This window comes from Streptomyces sp. NPDC101181 (assembly GCF_044767975.1).
GTDB lineage: Bacteria > Actinomycetota > Actinomycetes > Streptomycetales > Streptomycetaceae > Streptomyces.
On sequence record NZ_JBIWOX010000001.1, the window covers coordinates 454,781 to 475,265 of the forward strand.

Sequence of the window (20,485 nt, forward strand, 5' to 3'; positions counted from 1 at the left end):
ATTCTTATCGTATGACGCCGATCACCGAGGTGGCGGGGCGACGGGTCGCACTCAGCAACCTCGACAAGGTGCTGTATCCGGCCACCGGGACGACCAAAGGTGAGGTGCTGCACTACTACGCGGCCACCGTGGCGGCGGTGATCCTGCCCCAGCTGCGCGATCGCCCCGTGTCCTTCCTCCGCTACCCGGACGGCCCGGACGGGCAGCTGTTCGTCACCAAGAATCCGCCGCCCGGTACGCCCGCCTGGGTGGCCACCGCCGCAGTTCCGCACAGCGAGGATCCGGCCGCCCGGCAGGTGGTGGTGCAGGACCTGGCCTCGCTGGTGTGGGCGGCGAACCTGGTGGTGGAGTTCCACACTCCGCAGTGGCGGACGGAGGCCCCGGAGACCGCCGACCGGCTGGTGGTCGACCTGGACCCCGGCTCCCCCGCCACCGTCGTGGAGTGCTGCGCGGTGGCTCTCTGGCTGCGGGAGCGGCTCGCGGCCGATGGGCTGGTCGCGTACGGGAAGACGTCGGGCTCCAAGGGACTGCACCTGCTGGTCCCGCTCGCCCCGACCCCCTCCGACGCGGTGTCCGGGTACGCGAAACGGCTCGCCATGGAGGCGGAGGCGGCCCTTCCGGAGCTGGCCCTGCACCGGATGAAGCGCACCCTGCGGCCGGGGAAGGTCTTCCTCGACTTCAGCCAGAACTCCGCGTCGAAGACGACGGCGACCCCCTACACCCTGCGGGCCAGGGCCGAGCCCACCGTGTCCGCCCCGGTCACCTGGGACGAGATCGCCGACTGCCGCGAAGCCGGGGACCTGGTGTTCCGCGCCGGGGACATGGGCGGCCGGCTGGACCGGTACGGGGATCTGCTCGCCCCCCTGAACGATCCGGATCAGGGACGTCCGCTCCCCTGACCGGCCCGCGGCGGACGCGCCGGGCCGGTCAAGTCCGGCGCCGCACGGCCGAACCGTCTTGACCGGGTCATGACCTCGTCACGGCGCGAGGAAAGGCCACAAGTGACGGGTTGATTGTCGGACCCGTGGTGCACACTCTGCGCAGGCGCTTTCTACGGGGCGCGCCGGAGGGGTGTGACGGTCGGGGACGCCGCGAGGGCGTGCCCGTCCGGGCGCTGTCGTGGTCGTGGGGAGGGGATGGCGTGTTCTCGGGGATCGATGAGGTCGACTGGGCCTCGATGGAGCATGCCTACGGGCCTGCCGACGATGTGCCGGAGCTGCTGAGAGGGCTCGCGTCCGAGGATCCGGCGGAGCGGGAGACGGCCCTGGACGGCATGTACGGCGCGGTGCACCACCAGGGCGATGTGTACGCCTGCACGCTCGCCTGTATCCCGTTCCTCTTCGAGCTGGTCGCGGACCCGGGTGTGCAGGACCGGGGCTCCGTCGTCGAACTGCTCACCAGCATCGGCGGTTTCGACCTCGACGAGGACGACGAGGCCGAGATCGACGAGGACGAGATCGAGGGCGCGGCGAACTACGCCATGGCCGCGGCCGCGGTGACCGCGGGCGCCGGGATCTTCTTCGAGCTGATCGCCGACGAGGACCCCGGGGTGCGGCTGGCCGCCCCGCTGGCCCTCGCCACGCTGCACCGTCACCCCGTGCGGGTCCTCGCGCTGCTGCGGGAGCGGCTCTTGGTGGAGTGCGACGAGGAGGTGCGGCTGGCCCTCGTCGAGGCCGCCGGTCGGGTCGCGCTGCGCCACCGGCCGCTGGCGGGCCCAGTGGCGCAGTGGCTGAACGGGCTGGCCTCCCGCGCCCGTACGCCGGGGCTGCGGCTCGCGGCCCTGGCCCAGCTGGCGCGCTGCTCGCCCGACGGTCTGCCCGGTGATGTGGTGCCGGTGGTGTCGGGGCTGCTGCGCGAGATGCGCGCGGCACCTGCGCGGTGCCCCGCCCCGGTCCGGGACGACACGGCCGAGGGCGGCGCTGCCCCGGACCTGGACGCGGACCCGGCCCAGGCGCAGGCGCCGGAGGCGGACGCGGTCCCCGACCGGGATCCCGACGCCGAGCCGGTGGCCGCCGCGGACGGGGCCCGGGGTGAGCAGGTCGCGGCGCCGACGCTCGTCGGGCAGCTGCGGGCCCTCGCCGCCCAGGAGGACGCGGGGCACGGCGCGCCCTGGGCCGCCGACCTGCTGCGGACACTGCACGTCGGGCTCGACGACCGGGTGGGCGACCGCACCGCGCTGCTCGTCGACCAGTTGCGCAGCCCGGACCCCCGGCAGCGGCTCGACGCCGTACGGATGAGCGGCGGGCTGATACGGGCCTGGCGCGGCTCGTACGAGGAGCTGGTGGCCCTCGTGGGCGACCAGCTGGCCGACCCGGAGCCCCGGCTGGCGGAGGCGGCGTCCCATGTGCTGGAGGAGCTGTTCGGCCTCGCGGCGCCGGCCGCCGACGCGCTGGCGGCCCGGCTGGCCGCCTCCCCGGACGCTTGGGTGAGGTCCTGGGCCAGTGGCCCGCCCGGCCTCGGCTCCGCCGTGAAAGCGCTGGCCCGCCTCGGTGACCCCCGTGCGGTGCCCGCCCTCGCGGCGGCTCTGGCGCGGCCCCAGGTGGCGCACGACGTGGGGTTCGCGGTGGGCCATCTCGGGGCGGTGGCCCGGCCGCTGGCCGGACCGCTGCGGCGCAGACTCGCCGAGGTGGAGCTGGACGAGGGCGCCTACGACCGGGCGAGCCCGCTGCTGGCGGGGCTGACCGGGTTGCGCGCGGCCGAGGCGGCCCCCGAGGTGCTGCGGGTGCTGCGCGGGGCGCCGGAGTACCGGGGCGAGTGGCTGCGGACGGCGGCGCTTCGGGCGCTGGGTTCGTTCGGGCCCGCGGCCCGGGAGGCCGTCCCGGAGCTGCGGGCGCTGATCCGCCGCCCGGGGACGGCGGCGGCGACGGAGGCCGCCGAGGCGCTGTGGGCGATCTCCGGGGACGCCGAGGCGGTGCTGCCGGTGCTGATCGAGGGGCTCCAGTCGGACCAGGTGCACGACCGGCGGGCGGCGGCGGTGGCGCTGGGCGCGCTCGGGCCGCGCGCCGGGGTGGTCGCGCCCCGGCTGCGCGGGCTGCTGGACCACGAGGAGCTGTGGCTGCGGGTGGACGCGGCGATCGCGCTGTGGGAGGTGTCCGGCCGGTCGCGGGAGAGCACCGAGGTGCTGCTGGCGGCCTGGGAGCTCAACCGGCATGTGCGGGTCCGGGTGGCAGAATGCCTGACGCGGATGGGTCCGGTCCCCGAGGGGTCGGCGGCGGCGCGGGCCCTGCGCGGCGAGGTGGCCTCCGTACGCCGTCACAACGCGATGGACGGCGGGTACGGCAGCCATGACATCCACGAGGACGAGAAGCTCCTGGCGCTGTGCCGACGGGCACTGCGGGGGACGGCGAAAGGGACCACGACATGATCATTTTCGGTACCAAGGGCTACCTCCAGCAGCTGGCCGTCCTGACGATGGTGTGCGGCTGGTGCGGCAATCCGGCGGCGCACACCGTGCGCAAGCGGGTCACGAAGTTCACCCTGTTCTTCGTGCCGCTGTTCCCGTTCTCGACGAAGTTCGCCACACAGTGCACGTTCTGCGGCGGGGAGCGGCAGATACCCAAGGAGGAGGCCGACCAGTTGCTCGCGCAGCACGCGGCGGGCCAGGACGGGCAGGCGTACGGCCAGGCACCGCGTCAGCCCGGCTTCACCCCGCCCGGCCAGGGCCAGAACCCCTACCAGCGCTGAGCCCGCCCGCCCCGGCACCGACGTCGCCCGCCCCCGTTCCGGCCTCGTCCGCCCCGGCACCGGCACCGTTCGCTCCGCCCGCATCGGGCGGCGGCGGCTCGGGCCCGCACCGCCGTACCAGCACCCGATGCGTCACGTAGGGGTACGAAGTGGGCATTGCGTACGCTCCTCCGATTAGGGTGTGAGGCCCTGTCGTCCGCGCGCCTCCGGCGGACGCCCCGCCCCCGCCGTCGGAGAGGAGCCGCGTCCGTGCGCCCGCACCGTCTTCCCGGCGCTCTCCGGTCCGCCTCCGCCGCCGCGTGTGCCGTCGTCGCGCTGGCCGGGCTGTCCGGGTGCGGCGCGGCGGGTGGTCTGGAGAGCGCCGGGGACGCGCCGTCGGCCGTCGAGCCCCGGCACCTGTGGCCGGATCTGCCGCCCGCCTCGTCGGCCCCGTACGACTACGGCGAGGGCGAGACCGCCCGTATCCCCGGGATCCGGGTGCGGGACGGCGATGTGCGCAGGCTGGACCCGGTCGCCGTGGCGCAGGCCGGGCTGCGGGCGAAGACCGACCGGCACAGCGGTCTGGACGCGCTGCCGGACGAGACCGTCCGGAAGGTCCGGGCCTGCCGCACGGCGCCCGGCGGATGCCCGGTCCTCCCGCCGTACTACCGCGACCTGACCGGAGACGGCAGGGACGAACTGGTGCTCGGTCTCCGCATGCCCGACCAGCAGCTCGCCGTCCGCGTCTACATGCCGGACCGGGGCGGGCTGACCCGGATCATGTCCACCTACGACGCCGTCATCAGCGTGGAACTGGCGGGGCGGGACGTGATCATGCGGGCCCCCTCGGTGATCCCGGGGTACGAGTACCGCACCGCCTGGTCCTGGGACGAGCGGCAGCGCGCGATGCTGCCCACCCGGGACGAGATCCTGCGGACGCCCGGACACCGCAGGGCCTCCCCGTCCCCCACCCGCACGCCCTCACCGGCCCCGACCGGCACCCGGACACCGTCACCGACCTCCACCGGTGGCCCTGGAGAGAGGCCCCCTGCCCCGGGAGGGACGGCCCCAGCCCCCGGAGGGGCGGCCCCCGACGGCACGGTCCCGTCGGCCGCTCCCACGGAGACGCGATGAGGCGGCGCGGGCTCCGCTCCCCCGCCTGGACCGCGAGCCTCACCTGGAAGTCCGCGGTCTTCCTGACCGCCATGTGCTGCACCCTGGCGGCCCTCCTCGGCGTGCTGGTGCACACCGCCGTGACGCGGCAGACGGTCGGCCACGCCCGGGAGAAGGCGCTGGAGCGGCTGGAGGTGGTGACCGACGCGTACGAGGCCGGGGAGCCGCTGCCGCGGGGCTCCGGCATCGACCCGCCGGGGCTGCCCGCCTCGCTGCGCGCCCTGGCCGCGGGCGGGGAACACGGCACCGTCGTGGCGGACGGTCCGCACCGGCCGGGCGACCCGGACGGGCCCGGCGGCCCCGCCATGTGGGCGGCCGGTCCGGCGGACGGGCGGGCGCTGGCCACCTGGTCGGACTACAGCCACAGCGCCCGCACCATCGCCGGACTCGACCGGGCGATCCTCGGCTCCTCGCTGCTGGCCATCGCGGCGACGCTGCTCGTCGGGCTGTTCGCGGTGGGCCGGGTCACCCGCAGACTCCACCAGAGCGCCCGGGTGGCCCGCCGGATCAGCGCGGGCGACCTCGACGCCCGGGTGGCCGACCCGCGTACCGCCCGGCCCGTCCGGGCGCAGGACGAGGTGGCGATCGTGGCGGGCGCGCTGGACACGATGGCCTCGACGTTGCAGCGCAAGCTCCAGACCGAGCAGCGGTTCACCGCCGATGTGGCGCACGAGCTGCGCACCCCGCTCACCGGCCTCTCGGCCGCCGCCGAGCTGCTGCCGCCCGGCCGCCCGGCGGAGCTGGTCCGCGACCGGGTGCGGGCGATGCGGGCGCTGACCGAGGACCTGCTGGAGATCTCGCGCCTCGACGCCCGTACGGAGCGGGTCGACCTGGCCGTGCACGATCTCGCGCCGCTGGCGGAGCGGGCCGTGCGGGCCTCCGGCGCCGGGACCGAGGTGCGGGTCAGAGGTGCGGCCCGGGTGGAGACGGACCGGCGGCGGCTGGAGCGGGTGATCGGCAACCTGGTGGCCAACGCCCACCGGCACGGGGCCCCTCCGGTGGTGCTGGGCGTGGACGGCGCGGTGGTGACCGTACGGGATCACGGGCCCGGCTTCCCGGCGTATCTGCTGGACGGCGGCCCGCAGCGGTTCCGTACGGACGGGGCGGGCAGGGGCCACGGGCTCGGGCTGACCATCGCCCTGGGCCAGGCCCAGGTCATCGGGGCCCGGCTGGAGTTCGGCAATCCGCCGGACGGCGGCGCGCTGGCCCGGCTGACCCTGCCGGAGTACGCGGGCCTCGACGAGAACGGCGAGCGCGGCGACGGCACGCGATGGGGCGGTGATTCCCCGGGCGGCGGCGCCCAGGGTGACCCGGACGGCTCACAACCGGGCCCGCGCGAAAGCCCTTCTGACGGAGGGTGACGCGTTGCGGACCCTGGGTGGCGAATTTAGCGTGACCAGGGCGAGCTCAGCTCGCGTCCCCCATGGTCCCTTTCGCTTTCGTATGGAGGCAGCATGTCCCCCCTGTCCCGCCCCCCGCGCTTCCGTCGGCTCGGCCTGTGCGTGGCCGCCGGCACTCTCGCGGCGCTGACGGCCGGTGCCCCCGCCGCCCTGGCCGCGGACCCGCAGCCCGTCGGGCAGCACGCCGAGGCCACCGCCGTGGACCCGATGTCCGACGAGCTCTCCGCCTCGGCCATGCAGCGCGAGCACGAGGCTCGCCAGGAGGCGCAGACGCAGGGGCAGACCAAGCCCCAGGCGCCCAAGCGGACCTACAAGGGCCGGGTCGTCGCCAAGCCCCACCTGCTGCTCCGCGACAAGCCGACCCGCAGCAGCCGGGTCGTGGGCTCGGTCAAGTACGGCACGGTCGTCAACATCTTCTGCAAGACCCGGGGCGACAACGTCGACGGCAACAACCGCTGGTACCTGCTGACCGACGGCACCTGGGCCTGGGGCTCGGCCCGCTACATCGAGAACATCGGCACCGCGCCGAAGTGGTGCTGACGCACCCTCACCCGCACAGCCGTCCGCCCGTGCAGCCCGGCCCCCGGCCGAGGGTGCGCGGGCGGACGCCCGTGGTGGCGCGCGACGGTGCCGCTCCGGGTACGTCGGCTCAGCGCGTGGTGGTCAAAGGTGTGACATAAGGGAAATAAGGCGCACCTCTTGCTACGTTGCGGGGCATGACCGCAACGACGGCGGACGCTCCCCCGCCCGAGCTACGCCTGCCCAAGCGGCGCGGGGTGGAGCTCGCCCTTCTCGTCGCGGCCGTCCTCATCTCCGTCTACGGCTACGCGGCGGTGGGCCTGACCCGTAACGGCGCGGTGCCCCCCGACGTCGCCGGTTACGGCGCCGGGCTCGGGGCCCTCGCGCTGCTCGCCCATGTGGCGGTCCGCTTCCGCGCCCCGTACGCCGATCCGCTGCCGCTGCCGATCGCGGTGCTGCTGAACGGGCTGGGCCTGGTGCTGATCTACCGGCTCGACCTGGAGACCCCGAAGGACCAGGCCGCGCCCGCCCAGCTCATCTGGTCCACGCTCGGCGTCGCGCTGTTCACCGCGGTGGTGGTGCTGCTGCGCGACCACCGGGTGCTCCAGCGCTACGCGTACCTCTCGGTGGCCGCAGCGCTGGCGCTGCTGATCGTGCCGATCTTCTTCCCCGCGGTGAACGGGGCGAAGATCTGGATCCGGATCGGTGGGCTCTCCTTCCAGCCCGGCGAGTTCGCCAAGATCCTGCTGGCGGTGTTCTTCGCCGCCTATCTGGCCGCCAACCACACCGCGCTGGCCCACACCGGACGCAGGTTCTGGAAGCTGGAACTGCCCGCCGGGCGGGTGCTCGGGCCCATCGTGGCGATCTGGCTGCTCAGCGTCGGCGTCCTGGTGCTGGAGCGCGATCTCGGCACCTCGCTGCTCTTCTTCGCCCTCTTCGTGATCATGCTGTACGTGGCGACCGGCCGGACCGGCTGGATCGCGGTCGGGCTGCTGCTGGCCGCCGTCGGGGCGTTCGTCGTCGGCTCCTTCGAACCGCATGTGCACGGCCGGGTGCAGGACTGGCTGGACCCGTTCGCCTCGATCGACGCCGGGCGGGGACCCGGTCAGCTCGCCCAGTCGCTGTTCTCGTTCGCGGCGGGCGGCATGCTGGGGACCGGGCTCGGCGCGGGCCGGTCCGTCCTCATCGGTTTCGCCGCCAAGTCCGACTTCATCCTGGCGACGGCGGGCGAGGAGCTGGGGCTGAGCGGCCTGACCGCGATCTTCCTGCTGTACGCGCTGCTCGTGGCGCGCGGCTACCGGGCCGGGCTCGCGCTGCGCGACCCGTTCGGGCGGCTGCTCGCGGTCGGACTCGCCTCGATCCTGGCGCTCCAGGTGTTCGTGATCGGCGGCGGGGTGATGGGGCTGATCCCGCTGACCGGGATGGCGATGCCGTTCCTCGCCCAGGGCGGCTCCTCCGTCGTCACCAACTGGATCATCGTCGCCCTGCTGATCCGGGTCAGCGACGTCTCCCGCAGACCCCACCCGGAACAGGCGGAGACCGGGGTCGTGGCGGCGGCCGGGGCGGAGGGCGGGAGGTGATCCGCTACATCCGGCGGGCCGCCGCCTTCTGTCTGGTGCTGCTGGTGGCGCTGCTCGCCAACGCGGCCCGGGTCCAGCTCTTCGAAGCCGACGAGCTGGACGCCAACCCCGCCAACCGGCGCCTCTCCATCGCCCGTTACGAGCAGCCACGCGGCGACATCCTGGTCGACGGCCGGTCCGTGACCGGCGACCGGCGCACCGGCGAACAGCTCGACTACGAGCGCACCTACCGGCACGGCCCGCTGTACGCCCCCGTCACCGGGTACGCCTCGCAGACGTACGGCACCACGCTGCTGGAGAACGCCGAGGACTCCGTCCTGTCCGGTACGGATGCGCTGCTGGCGCCGCTGCCCCTGTGGAACGAGTTCACCCGCGGCAGACAGCCGGGCGGCGATGTGGTCACCACCGTGAAGGCCTCGATGCAGCGGGCCGCCTACGACGGGCTGCGCGGGCGGCGGGGCGCGGTGGCCGCCCTGGAACCGTCGACGGGGAAGATCCTGGCGCTGGTCTCGACCCCGTCGTACGACCCCGAACGGCTCTCCGGCACCGGCTCGGCGGTCACCGGGGCGTGGGCCCGGCTGAACGCGTCGAAGAGCCTGCCGATGCTCAACCGGGCCATCCGGCAGACCTACCCGCCGGGCTCCACCTTCAAGATCGTGACAGCGGCGGCGGCCCTGGACGCCCGGGTGGTGACCGACCCCGGCGCGGCGACGGACACCCCGTCGCCCTACGTCCTGCCGAACACCAGGACCACGCTGCCCGACGAGTCGCGCGGCTGTGAGAAGGCGTCGCTGGCCGACGCCGTCCGGGTCTCCTGCAACACGGTGATGGCGCACCTGGGGACGCGGGTCGGCCTCGACGGGATGGTGGACACGGCGCGGCGGTTCGGCTTCAACGACTCCGGGCTCCGCATCCCGTCCGGGGTGGCGCGGAGCAACTTCGACACGGACATGAGCGAGGACCAGCTGGCCCTGTCCTCGATCGGCCAGTTCAACACGACCGCCACCCCGCTCCAGATGGCGATGGTCGCCTCGGCGGTGGCCAACGGCGGCGATCTGCGCCGCCCGTATCTGGTGGACCGGGTGACCACGCACGACGGGGACACCGTCCGGCAGGGCGGCTCCGGGCCCTACGAGCGGCCGATGAACCCGGCGACGGCCGTACAGCTCCAGCAGATGATGGTCGACGTGGTGGAGAGCGGCACCGGCGGCAACGCGGCGATCGACGGGGTACGGGTCGGCGGCAAGACCGGCACCGCCCAGCACGGCGTCGACAACTCCGGTATCCCGTACGCCTGGTTCATCTCCTGGGCCGAGGACCCGGACTCCGGCCGCCCGGCCGTCGCGGTGGCCGTGGTCGTGGAGGACGCCACCGCCGAGCGGGCCGACATCAGCGGAGGCGGCAGCGCGGCCCCGATCGCACGGGCGGTGATGGAGGCGGCGCTGGTGAAGTGAGGGGCGGGGCCGGGCGGCCGTGGCGCGGAGCGCGAGCGACGGCGCGGGCGGGTCCAGGAGACTGGGGCCATGAGGCGGACGACACCCGTGGCACGGGCTCTGGAACGGATCGAGCGGCTGGACCCGGTGCTGCGCGCCTTCATCGAGGTCTGGCCCGACGAGGCCCTCGCCCGGGAGCCCGAGGCGCGCGAACTGCCGCTGCGCGGGCTGCCGTTCGCCGTGAAGGGCCCGGCCGGTATCCGCTCGTACGCGGCCCGCCGGCTGGTCGCGGCGGGCGGGGTCCCGGTCGGCGCGACCTCCGTGCCCGGCCCCGGGACGTACTGGCAGACCTGGGGGCAGGGCAGGTACGGCCGTACGGTCAACCCGTGGCGCGCGGACCGGACGCCGGGCGGTTCGTCGGCGGGGTCGGCGGTGGCGGTCGCGACGGGCATGGCCCGGTTGGCGACGGGCAGCGACGGGGCCGGGTCGGTCCGCGTCCCGGCCGCCTGGTGCGGGGTGTTCGGGCTGAAGACGACGAACGGGCTGCTGCCCTCGCCCGACCGCACGGGGCTCGCCTCGGCGGGGGTGCTGGCCCGGTCGGCGGCGGACGCGGAGGGGTATGTGCGCCATGTGCTGGGCGTCGGCGGGGGTTTGCTGGGCGCCGGGGGCTTGCTGGGTGGCGGGGGTCCGGTGGGCGGTGAGGGTCTGGTTGGTGGCGGGGGTCCGGCAGGCGGGGGTCCGGTGGGCGGTGGCCCGGTCGGTGAGGGGCTGGTTGGTGGCGGTGATCCGGTGGGTGGCCGGGGTCCGGCAGGCGGGGGTGTGGGCGGTTCCGCCGGGCCGCGTGGTGTCGATGCCGCGTCCTGCTCCCCGGCGGTGCCTCTTGCGGCGGTGCCTCCTGCCGCCGTGCCTCTTGCGGCGGTGCCTTCGGCGGCCGCGTCCGCGCCGCTCTCCGCCGTGTACAGCGACGACCTCGGCTTCGCGGAGGTGGACCCGGAGGTGGCGGCGGTCGTCCGGGCGGCGGTGGAGCGGCTCGTGGCGGCGGGGACGGTACGCCTGGCGAACGCGGACTGCTCGCTGCTCGACCCGGTACGGGCGTGGACGGCCATCAGGGGCGGGGCGCCGGACGACGCGGAGGCGGTGAGGGTCCGGCGGACGAACGACGCGCGGCTGGACGCGCTGTTCGCCGGTGCGTCCCTGTTGCTGACCCCGGCGACGCCGAACCGTCCCCACGGGCACGAGGGCCCCGGTTCCCGCTACTCCACGGCGCTCACCTGGGCGTTCAACCTCAGCGGCCACCCGGCGGCGAGCCTGCCCGCCGGGTTCACCGGGGACGGCTGCCCGGTGGGGCTCCAGTTGGTGGCGGCGCGCGGCGCGGACGCCTGGCTGCTCGCCGCCGCCCGCGCGGTGCAGGACGTACTGCCGGGGGCGGGGTGGCCCCCCGGCGTATAAGGACGGCGGTCAGGCCGATGAGGAGTGCGGTCAGGCCGACCCGCGTGCGGGACGCACCCGGCCGGACCCCGGGCCCAGCCGACCGGACTCCAGGCTCACCTGACCGGACCCCGGGCTCAGCCGATCGGCTTGCGGGCCTCCGCGCGGACCTCGGCGGTCTCCGCCGCCACCTCCGCCAGGTCGATGGATCCCGGGGACTTCAGGATGCTGTCCGGCCGGATGAGCGCGACCATCGCGGCGGTGTTGTCGTCGCCCCAGGCGCACATCGGCATGTTGGCGACGCCGCCGCCCTCCCTCGACTGGACGACCTGGCACTCGATGGTGACGTCGTGCCCGTCGGGCGTGAACTTCTTCGGCGGCACGACGAGCTTCGCGCCGTCCGCGTCCGCCGCGCCCTCCAGGATCGTGCCGCGCATGAACGCGGGGCTGGCCAGCCGCCCGTGCATCCCGGAGAGCACCAGGACCGCTCCCCCGCCCGAGCCGTACTGGGCGACGACCGCCTTGCCGTCCCGGATGCTGGGGTCGGGGGTGTCCTCGATCTCCTTGCCCTCGGTGTCCGACAGGTCCTGGGTCAGGCTGAACTCGCCGTCCAGCAGCTGCTTCTGCACCAGAAGCTCATGCTTGGCCTCCGGATAGACCAGGTCGGAGCCCTTGTCCGCGAGCTGGGTGACGCCGAAGACGATGCCGCCCGCCACCAGCAGCGCGCCGACCGCGATCCCGACGATCAGCCCGGTCCGCTTCGTGCGCGGCTGCGGCCCGGGCGGCGGCCAGCCGCCCGCGCCCGGGGCGCCGCCGCCGGGTATCCCGGGCTGCCCCCAGCCGCCCTGCTGCGGAGGGGCGGGGGGCTGCTGCGGGTAGCCGTAGGGCGACTGGTTCGGTACGGGTCCCGGCGCGGCGGGGGCGCCGTAGGGGTTCTGCGGGGGCGGGGGTCCGAAGGGGCCCTGCGGCGGGTTCTGCGGGGGCGGCGGGGTGGTCATGGGCTCACCGTACGGCAGCTTGGCGAACGGGATTTCGATACAGGCGATATCGGTATCAGACCGAGAGAACGGGACCGGCCGGGCAGCCGCGCCCGGCGTGCCCGAGCGAGCCGGAGCTGCCCGCCGACGCACCGGGAGGACCGGGGCGGATCCGCCAGGTACGCCGGGCGCGCAGCCCGGACGCGGCCCAGCCCTCAACCCGGACGCGCAGGCAGAGACGGCCCGCCCCTCAAGCCCCCGCCGAGGCGGCCCGGCTCTCAGGCCCCGGCCGAGGCGGCCCGGCTCTCAACCCGGACGCGCCGACCGGACGCCCCGCCGCGCCGACCCGGCTCTCAGGCCGCGTCGGACGGCGTCCCCTGCTCGATGGCCTCCGACACCTCCGCCACCCGGGCCCGCTCCTCCTCGGCGAAGCGCTGACGGTCCAGTTCCTCGGCTATCTCCTCGTCCTGCGACATCAGCAGATCGAGGTTGGAGTCACCGAGTTCGAGGACGCCCATGTCCACGTACGCCTTCTGGAGCCGTTCACCCCAGAGGCCGATGTCCTTGACGCACGGGACGATGCGGCTGAACAGGAGTTTGCGGAAGAGCTGGAGGAACTCGGAGTGCTCGGAGAGCTCCTTCGCCTCCTGCTTGCCGATGCCGAAGTTCTCCAGGACCTCGACGCCGCTGAGCCGGTCGCGCATCAGGTAGCAGCCCTCGATGACGAACTCCTCGCGCTCGCGCAGTTCGGCGTCGCTGAGCTGCCGGTAGTAGTCGCGCAGGGCCATCCTGCCGAAGGCGACGTGCCGGGCCTCGTCCTGCATGACGTAGGCGAGGATCTGCTTGGGCAGCGGCTTGGTGGTGGTGTCGCGGATCATCCCGAAGGCGGCCAGCGCCAGGCCCTCTATCAGCACCTGCATCCCGAGGTACGGCATGTCCCAGCGGGAGTCGCGCAGGGTGTCGCCGAGCAGCCCCTGGAGGTTGTCGTTGACCGGGTAGAGCATGCCGATCTTGTCGTGGAGGAAGCGGCCGTAGATCTCCGCGTGCCGGGCCTCGTCCATGGTCTGGGTGGCGGAGTAGAACTTGGCGTCCAGGTCGGGTACGGATTCCACGATGCGCGCCGCGCAGACCATCGCGCCCTGCTCGCCGTGGAGGAACTGGCTGAACTGCCAGGAGGTGTAGTGCTGACGCAGTTGACCCCGGTCCCGGTCGGTCATCTTCGCCCAGTGCGGGGTTCCGTACAGCGTCAGCGCCTCGTCGGGGGTGCCGAGCGGGTCGGCGGGGTCGACCTCCAGGGACCAGTCGATGCGCTTGTCGCCGTCCCACTGCTTGTCCTTACCCTTCTGGTAGAGGGCGAGGAGGCGTTCACGGCCGTCGTCGTAGTCCCAGCTGAACCGGGCGGCGCCGGTGGCGGGGACCTGCCAGATCGGTTCGGACGGCGGGGTGGTGTAGAGGTCATGAGTGGACACGGACGGCTCCTTCGCCTCGACGGACTCGGACGGTCTGGCATGTCCCGTGACACCGAAGGCAGTTGAGTGCGTGCGCCCACCGCCTCCCCCGCAGGTTCACACGTTGGTAGACAGCGGGTCAACAAGTCGCGCACAGCCGGCCCCGGTCGACGCCGACCGCGACCGACCGCGTCCGGCCGCCAGGTGGACGTCCGGCAACCGCCGATCGCGTACAGGGGATTGACGCCCTTGCTGACGGGCAGTCTCATAAGGAGTGACCGCCGGTAACCCCCAGCGTGAGGTACTCGCCATGACGACCGTGTCCGACCGCGACATGACGCTGCTCCGTGACGCCCTCGGGCCGCTCCGCGACCGGGAGCAGACCGCCGCCCGGCTGCTCGCGTCCTCGGCCAGGCATTCCTTCGACCCGGACACCGAACTCGACTGGAACGCGGCGGTCGAGGAGGGCAGGTGGTTCTGGCCGCCGGAGCTGCTCTCGCTCTACGGGACCCCGATGTGGGACCGCATGTCCGAGGAGCAGCGGCTCGACCTCTCCCGGCACGAGGGGGCGGCACTCGCCTCGCTCGGCATCTGGTTCGAGATCATCCTGATGCAGCTGCTGGTCCGGCACATCTACGACAAGCCCGTCACCAGCAACCACGTCCGCTACGCCCTCACCGAGATAGCCGACGAGTGCCGCCACTCGATGATGTTCGGCCGCATGATCGACTGGGGCGGCGCCCCGACGTACCCGGTGCCGCGCGTCTACCACAACCTGGCCCGGGTCCTGAAGTCCGTCTCGACCACGCCTGGTTCGTTCGCGGCGACCCTGCTCGGCGAGGAGATCCTCGACTGGATGCAGCGTCTGACGTTCCCGGACGACCGGGTGCAGACCCTGGTGCGCGGCGTGACCCGCATCCATGTGATCGAGGAGGCGCGGCACGTGCGGTACGCCCGTGAGGAGCTGCGCCGCCAGATGGTGACCGCCCCGCGCTGGGAACGCGAACTGACCAAGGTCAGCTGCGGCGAGGCGGCCCGCGTCTTCTCCGTCTGCTTCGTCAACCCGCAGGTCTACGAGAACGTCGGCCTGGACCGCCGGGCTGCCGTGGCCCAGGTGCGGGCGAGCGGCCACCGCGCCGAGGTCATGCGCACCGGCGCGAAGCGGCTGACCGACTTCTTCGACGACGTCGGGCTGTTGAACGGTGTCGGCCGCAGGCTGTGGCGGAGCTCCGGGCTGCTGGCCTGAGACGGTACGGGCCCGCACGTCCCGCGCCCCCCCTGGACGCGGGCCTCTCGGGCCCGGGGCCGGGGGGCTTAGGCTCGATGGCATGACGTCCACCGCCGCAGTCCCGCCGCCCCGGGCGACGTACCGCAGGCTCAGTGTCGAGGAGCGCCGCGCCCAGCTGCTGCTGGCCGCGCTCGGCCTCTTCGCGCACCGGGCCCCCGACGAGGTCTCGCTCGACGACGTCGCGGTGGCGGCCGGGGTGTCCCGGCCGCTGGTCTACCGCTACTTCCCCGGTGGGCGGCAGCAGTTGTACGAGGCCGCGCTCGGCTCGGCGGCCGACGAGCTGAAGCTGTGCTTCACCGAACCGCCCGAGGGCCCGCCCACCGAGCGGGTCGCCCGGGTCCTGGACCGCTATCTGCGCTTCGTCGACGAGCACGACACCGGTTTCAGCGCCCTGCTGCGCGGCGGCGGGGTCGTGGAGACCTCGCGGACGACGACGATCGTGGACGGGGTGCGCCGGGCGGCCGCCGACGAGATCCTGCGCCACCTCGGGCGGATCGGCGGCGACGACGGGGAAGGACAGCAGCCCCCCGGGCCGCGACTGCGGATGATGGTGCGCAGCTGGATAGCGGCCGTCGAGGCGGCCTCACTGATCTGGCTGGACGACGGGAAGCGGCCCGCCGCCGCCGAACTGCGCGGCTGGCTGGTCGACCACCTCGTCGCGCTCCTCGCGGCCACCGCCGCCACCGACCCGGAGACCGCGTCGGTGGTGAGCGACCTGCTGGCGCTGGAGACCTCGGAGGGACCGGCGGGGCGGCTCGCGGTGCGGGTGATTCCGGTGGTCGCCGAGGCGGCGCACCTGCTGCCCGCGCCTCCTGCGTCAGACTGACCCGGTGAAGAGCGAGAACACCCCCTTCCGCGGCGGGCCCCTGGACGGCCGGGTGCTGCCGGTCCTGCTGGGCCCGACGGGCCATCCGCCGAAGTGGTACGAGGTCCCGGTGCCGTCCTCCGACGGCGGCCCCGCCACCGTGTACGCCTACCAGCGCGTCCCGGCCGGCTACACCAGGCGGCTCGGCCTCCAGCGCGGCTGGGTCTACGCGTACGCGCCCGAGGGCCGCGAGCGCCGCGGGCTCAAGTGGCCCTGGTCGAAGCCGCCGAGCCGCGACGAGACCCCCTGAGAGCCGGTCCGCCCCACCCGGCAGGCCCTGGGGCCTGCCGCCGAACTGCCGCCTGCCGCCCGACGCTTGGCTCGCCTGCTCGGCCACCCTCGGTGCCACGACGGCGGTTGGGCGACAGGCCCTAGGATCGACGGTCAGGTGCCGAGGGACGGCCAGCTAGGGGGTGCGCCATGGAGGCGCTGCGTCAGGACGATCCACGCCGTTTCGGCCGCTTCACCGCGCTGGCGCGCCTCCACGAGAGCGCCAGCGCCGTACGGTACGTGGCGCGGGACACCGCGACCGGCGAGCCCGCCGTGATCACCGCCGCACGCCCCGCGCTCGCCGCCGTCCCCGCCTTCGGGCGGCGCTTCCAGGCCGAGGCGCGCACCGCCGAACGTCTCGCGGGCGGCTGGGTGACACCGCCCCTGGAGACCGGCGAGGACGGAAAAGAGGATGACACCCCCGAACTCCTCTGGACCGCCACGCGTTACGTCCCGGCGCTGCCACTGGCCGAGGCGGTCGGGATCACCGGCCCCCTGCCCGATCGGGCCCTGCGGGTCCTGGGCGCGGGCATCGCCGAGATCCTCTCCCGGGTGCACGCGGCCGGGTCGGTGCTCCAGGGCCTCGCCCCGGGCACGGTGCTGCTCGCCGAGGACGGCCCCCGCCTCACCGCGTTCGGCCCGCTCGGCGCGGCGGCCTCGGCGGAGGCCCGGCCGGGCGGCCAGCTCTCCGTCCAGCTCGGTTATCTGACGCCCGAGCAGATCGAGGGCAGGGAGGTGTCCGGCGCCTCCGACCTGTTCGTGCTGGGGCTGCTGCTGGCGTACGCGGCGACCGGGACGACGCCGTTCGCGGCGGGCCCGCCCGACGAGGCGGCACGCCGGATCGCGCAGGCCGAACCACAACTGGACGCCGTACCTGAGGGGTTGCGCGAGCTGGTCGCGGCCTGTCTGGCGAAGGACCCGGCCGACCGCCCCGCCGCCGGCACGGTGGCCGCCCAACTGGCCCTGGAGGGCGCGGCGGCCCTGGCCCGCGAGGGCTGGCTCCCCGAGCGACTGGGGGCCGCGGTCGCGGACCAGGAGGCGCGGGTGCGGGCACTCGTCGCGCCCGGCGCGAGGAGCAACGGCCACGACGGCGACAGCAGCAGCGGCACCGACGCGGGCGCGGATCTCGCCGCCGCCGGGCATCAGCAGCCCCCGCACCCCCACATCCACGCCCACACGCAGGGCAGCCCCGCACCGTACGCCCCAGCGGTGCTGCCCGCACTGTCCGCGCCGCCGACGGGCCCGGCGGGCCCCGCAGCCCCGGGCGGCTCCGGCGGGGGCCCCATGGTGTCGCTGCCCCTGCCTCCCTCACCGGCCCCCGCGCCCGACCCGGGCGCGGGCCGCCGCACCGTGCTGACCATCGCGGCCGCGGCGGTCGGCGGACTGGTCGTCGGCGGGGGTGCCGTCGCCGCGCTCGGTTCCGGGGACACGGCGGCGGCGACCGACGACAAGCCCGCGCCGAAGCCCCGCCGCACGCTCCCCGGGCAGGCCCCCGAGCCGCGCTGGGTCTACCGGCACCCGGCCTCCGAGTCCGCCCCGCTCACCACCGCGCTGTGGCGGGAGAGACTGCTCGTGGTGACCAGTGCCAGCCAGGCCAGCGCCGTCGACCTGCGGACCGGGAAGCGGCTCTGGCAGCGCGCCGACGCGGCGAAGGGACATGCCGCGGTGGCGGCGGGCGACGCGCTGTGCTTCATCGCGAGCCCGACGGAGTTCCTCTGGCTGTCGCCGGAGGACGGCACCGTCGTACACCGGCTGCGCTACGCGGACGGCTTCACCGACCTGCCCGGCCTCACCGTCGGACGCCTGGCCGGGCAGTCCGGCCCGGTGGTCTGGTTCACCGGCTCGCGCACGGTCACCGTCAAGGCCCCGAAGCCGAAGAAGGGCGAGAAGAAGGGCCAGGACAAGAACGTCGTGCGGGCGTACCTCTTCGCGTACGACATCGTGCGGCGCAGGGAGCTGTGGCGTACGTCCGTCCCCGCGGGCCGGGCGGGCGCCCCGGTCTACAAGGTGATCGGGGAGCGCTCCGCCGACGTCCTCGTACGGCAGGAGTCGGTCACGCTCACCGCCGCCGAGGTCAAGGCGGCCAAGGGGAAGGGCCTGGTCCGCTCGTTCGACCAGCGGACCGGCAAGCTGCTGTGGTCGAAGCAGTACGGCACCGCCTCGCCGATCGCGGGGATCGCGGCCGACGAGGACGGGACGCTGTTCGCGGCGGTCGGCAGCGACCTCCAGGCCTTCGAGACGGACAGCACGAAGCCGCTCTGGCGGCTCGGGGGCAGCACGGGCTCGGTCTTCGGGACCCCGCTCGTCGCCGGTCCGCTGATCCACACCACCGAACGCACCCGGCAGGTCGGGGCGGTGGAGCGGGAGACGGGCAAGCTCGTGTGGCGGCGCGCCACGGAGGTGCCGGGCATCGGCAACGCCGCGTCGATCACGTTGAGCGCCGGCGAGAAGACCCTCCTGGCCGCCGACACCATCCAGGTCACGGCGTTCTCGGCGGCCGACGGCGAGCGGCTGTGGAAGTTCCAGGACATCGGCGCGGCCGACCCCGCGGGCGGGACGGTGATCGCCCCGTACCGGATCCTCACGGTCGGCGAGACCGTCGTGGTCCAGCGCGACCGGGCCTTCTACGCGTTCCCGGTGGCCTGACGGCCGGAGTCGACCCACGGCCCGGGGCCGCGCCTGCGCAGTACGGGCGGCCACGCGCCCGCGCGGTACAGGCGGGCCCGCGCCTGCGCCGTACGGGGGACTCCTCGGGCGGCGCGCCGGGTGGTTCTTGCCTCGCCCGACCCGGAGTGAGCGGATTATCGGATTCGCTCACTTTTGGTCACGGAGGTGATGTCGTGTCAGGCAGGCTCCTGCGCGCGGTCTGTACGACCGCCCTCGCCGCGGCGCTCACGGTCTCCCCCGCCACCGCGGCACCCGCCGAGCCGGGCCCCCGACCCCCCGGGGATACCGCGCCGCCGTCCGATCCCCTCACCGACGAGTCGCTGGACGAGGAGGTCCCGGACACGGGGACGGACACAGCGGGGATGGACACAGCGGAGACGGAGGCGGGAACGGAGACGGGGGCAGGGGCGGCGGACGACACCGGGGACGGGGACACGGACGAGGGCGACGCCGCGGAGGTCGATGCCGGGACCGCCCTCGCCGCCCCCGAAGCGGGCGCACCCCAGAGTGTCGCCACCCTGCTGCGCTCGTTGCAGACCCTCTACCAGGAGGCGGAGGAGGCGAGCGAGACCTACAACGCCACCGCCGAGAAGCTGAAGCAGCAGACCGCGCAGGCGAAGAAGGTCGGCTCGGACCTGACGTCGGCGCGGGCCGCGCTGGAGGCGAGCCGGGGTGACGCCGGGCGGCTGGCCCGGGAGCAGTACCAGGGGCGCACCGAACTCTCCGCGTACCTCCGGCTCCTCCTCGCCCGTGACCCGCAGCGCGCCCTGGACCAGGCCCACGTCATCGAGCGGGTGGCGGCGGGCCGCGCGGCGGCGGTGGAGCGGCTGACCGGCTCCGCCCGGCGCGCGGACACGCTGGCAGCCGCGTCGCGCAAGGCGCTGGAGGAACAGCGGAGGCTGGCCGGGCAGCAGAAGAAGCAACGCGACGGGGTGCGCGGCAAGTTGCGGAAGGTGGAGGCCCTGCTCGCCACGCTCTCCGCCGAGCAGCTGGACCAGGTGGCGGGTCTGGAGCGGCAGGGTGTGGCGGCGGCCCAACGGGAACTGGTCGCCTCCGGGGCGCTCAGCTCCACCCGGCCACCCTCCCGGCGGGGCGGCGAGGCCGTGGCGTACGCGATCCGGCAGATCGGCAAGCCCTACGTGTGGGGGGCCGAGGGGCCCGGGTCCTTCGACTGCTCCGGGCTGACGTCCCAGGCCTGGTCGGCGGCCGGGCGGCCGGTCCCGCGCACCTCGCAGGAGCAGTGGAAGCGGCTCCCGAAGGTCCCGGTGCGCTCGCTGCGCCCCGGCGACCTGGTGATCTACTTCCCGAAGGCGACGCACGTGGCGCTGTACATCGGCAACGGCCTGGTGGTGCAGGCGCCCCGCCCCGGTACGAAGGTGAAGGTCTCCCCCATCGCGTCGAACCCGCTGCTGGGGGCCGTGCGCCCGGACCCCGGCGGCGTACCGCTGTCCACGTACACCCTCCCCGACCTTCCCGCGGGCGCCCGCGACGGCTCCGACACCGGGTACGGCAGGGACGCGGCGCCGGAAGAGCCTGCCGCGGGATCCTGAGGCGGCCCAGGGCTCGGGGGATCGGGACGGGCTCGGGAGGCCGGGCGGGAGAACTCGGTGGCCGGACCGGCGGTGCGGGTCCGGCCACCGAAGCGGGGGGTGGAGAAAGGTCTGGCCCCTACTGGCCGGCGGAGACCGAGGCCAGGTAGGCGTTGGTCTTCTCCGGCTCGGAGAAGCAGCCCACCAACGGCAAAGGGCCCCTGACCTGCCAACTCCCGGCAGAT

The 20,485-nt window shown here is 74.5% G+C and carries 16 protein-coding genes; 14 read left to right on the forward strand and 2 right to left on the reverse strand.

Translation table 11 applies throughout. The features are described from left to right. Nucleotides 1–11: 11 nt before the first annotated feature. The 9 genes from ligD to ACIRRU_RS01930 all read left to right on the forward strand — a co-directional run bounded on the left by ligD (nt 12) and on the right by ACIRRU_RS01930 (nt 11,217). Nucleotides 12–899 (forward strand): non-homologous end-joining DNA ligase, encoded by an 888-nt coding sequence (ligD, locus tag ACIRRU_RS01890; protein ID WP_403674896.1) that lies wholly within the window; start codon nt 12–14, stop codon nt 897–899. 242 nt (nt 900–1,141) lie between these two features. Beyond that, nucleotides 1,142–3,364, forward strand: coding sequence for a HEAT repeat domain-containing protein (locus tag ACIRRU_RS01895; RefSeq protein WP_403674899.1), 2,223 nt, complete (start codon nt 1,142–1,144; stop codon nt 3,362–3,364). Further along, the gene (locus tag ACIRRU_RS01900) at nt 3,361–3,684 is read left to right on the forward strand and encodes a zinc-ribbon domain-containing protein (protein WP_403674901.1); all 324 of its coding nucleotides are present in this window, start codon (nt 3,361–3,363) and stop codon (nt 3,682–3,684) included. The genes ACIRRU_RS01895 and ACIRRU_RS01900 overlap by 4 nt, the downstream gene beginning before the upstream one ends. A 249-nt stretch (nt 3,685–3,933) precedes the next feature. Continuing rightward, nucleotides 3,934–4,797, forward strand: coding sequence for a hypothetical protein (locus tag ACIRRU_RS01905; protein WP_403674904.1), 864 nt, complete (start codon nt 3,934–3,936; stop codon nt 4,795–4,797). After that, nucleotides 4,794–6,197, forward strand: a complete 1,404-nt coding sequence (locus ACIRRU_RS01910; protein ID WP_403674907.1) for an ATP-binding protein — start codon at nt 4,794–4,796, stop codon at nt 6,195–6,197. The genes ACIRRU_RS01905 and ACIRRU_RS01910 overlap by 4 nt, the downstream gene beginning before the upstream one ends. A 93-nt stretch (nt 6,198–6,290) precedes the next feature. Continuing rightward, nucleotides 6,291–6,776, forward strand: coding sequence for an SH3 domain-containing protein (locus ACIRRU_RS01915; RefSeq protein WP_403674909.1), 486 nt, complete (start codon nt 6,291–6,293; stop codon nt 6,774–6,776). A gap of 176 nt (nt 6,777–6,952) precedes the next feature. Then, a complete protein-coding gene (locus ACIRRU_RS01920; RefSeq protein WP_403674911.1) occupies nt 6,953–8,335 on the forward strand; it encodes an FtsW/RodA/SpoVE family cell cycle protein in 1,383 nt (460 codons plus the stop codon). Beyond that, entirely contained in the window at nt 8,332–9,789 is a 1,458-nt protein-coding gene (locus ACIRRU_RS01925) for a peptidoglycan D,D-transpeptidase FtsI family protein (RefSeq protein WP_403674914.1), read from the forward strand. Before ACIRRU_RS01920 ends, ACIRRU_RS01925 begins: the two co-directional genes overlap by 4 nt. A gap of 69 nt (nt 9,790–9,858) precedes the next feature. After that, entirely contained in the window at nt 9,859–11,217 is a 1,359-nt protein-coding gene (locus tag ACIRRU_RS01930) for an amidase family protein (RefSeq protein WP_403674916.1), read from the forward strand. A 116-nt stretch (nt 11,218–11,333) separates the two neighbouring features. On the opposite strand, the gene ACIRRU_RS01935 is transcribed toward ACIRRU_RS01930, so the two are convergent. Next, complete coding sequence (locus ACIRRU_RS01935) at nt 11,334–12,194, reverse strand: hypothetical protein (RefSeq protein ID WP_403674919.1); 861 nt, start codon at nt 12,192–12,194, stop codon at nt 11,334–11,336. A 332-nt stretch (nt 12,195–12,526) separates the two neighbouring features. Then, nucleotides 12,527–13,642: a ferritin-like domain-containing protein gene (locus ACIRRU_RS01940; RefSeq protein ID WP_403674922.1), complete on the reverse strand. Its 1,116-nt coding sequence runs from the start codon at nt 13,640–13,642 to the stop codon at nt 12,527–12,529. A gap of 289 nt (nt 13,643–13,931) precedes the next feature. Here ACIRRU_RS01940 and ACIRRU_RS01945 point away from each other — a divergent pair, with 289 nt between their 5' ends. The 5 genes from ACIRRU_RS01945 (at nt 13,932) to ACIRRU_RS01965 (ending at nt 20,261) form a co-directional block, all read left to right on the forward strand. Then, complete coding sequence (locus ACIRRU_RS01945; RefSeq protein WP_403674925.1) at nt 13,932–14,867, forward strand: diiron oxygenase; 936 nt, start codon at nt 13,932–13,934, stop codon at nt 14,865–14,867. A gap of 82 nt (nt 14,868–14,949) precedes the next feature. Then, nucleotides 14,950–15,735 carry a TetR/AcrR family transcriptional regulator gene (locus ACIRRU_RS01950; RefSeq protein WP_403674928.1) on the forward strand — a complete coding sequence of 262 codons (786 nt, stop codon included), beginning with the start codon at nt 14,950–14,952 and terminating at the stop codon, nt 15,733–15,735. Nucleotides 15,736–15,739: 4 nt separating this feature from the next. Continuing rightward, nucleotides 15,740–16,024 carry a hypothetical protein gene (locus ACIRRU_RS01955; protein ID WP_403674931.1) on the forward strand — a complete coding sequence of 95 codons (285 nt, stop codon included), beginning with the start codon at nt 15,740–15,742 and terminating at the stop codon, nt 16,022–16,024. A 170-nt stretch (nt 16,025–16,194) separates the two neighbouring features. Next, the gene (locus ACIRRU_RS01960; protein WP_403674934.1) at nt 16,195–18,690 is read left to right on the forward strand and encodes a PQQ-binding-like beta-propeller repeat protein; all 2,496 of its coding nucleotides are present in this window, start codon (nt 16,195–16,197) and stop codon (nt 18,688–18,690) included. 194 nt (nt 18,691–18,884) lie between these two features. Further along, entirely contained in the window at nt 18,885–20,261 is a 1,377-nt protein-coding gene (locus ACIRRU_RS01965) for an NlpC/P60 family protein (RefSeq protein ID WP_403674936.1), read from the forward strand. Nucleotides 20,262–20,485 lie beyond the last annotated feature (224 nt).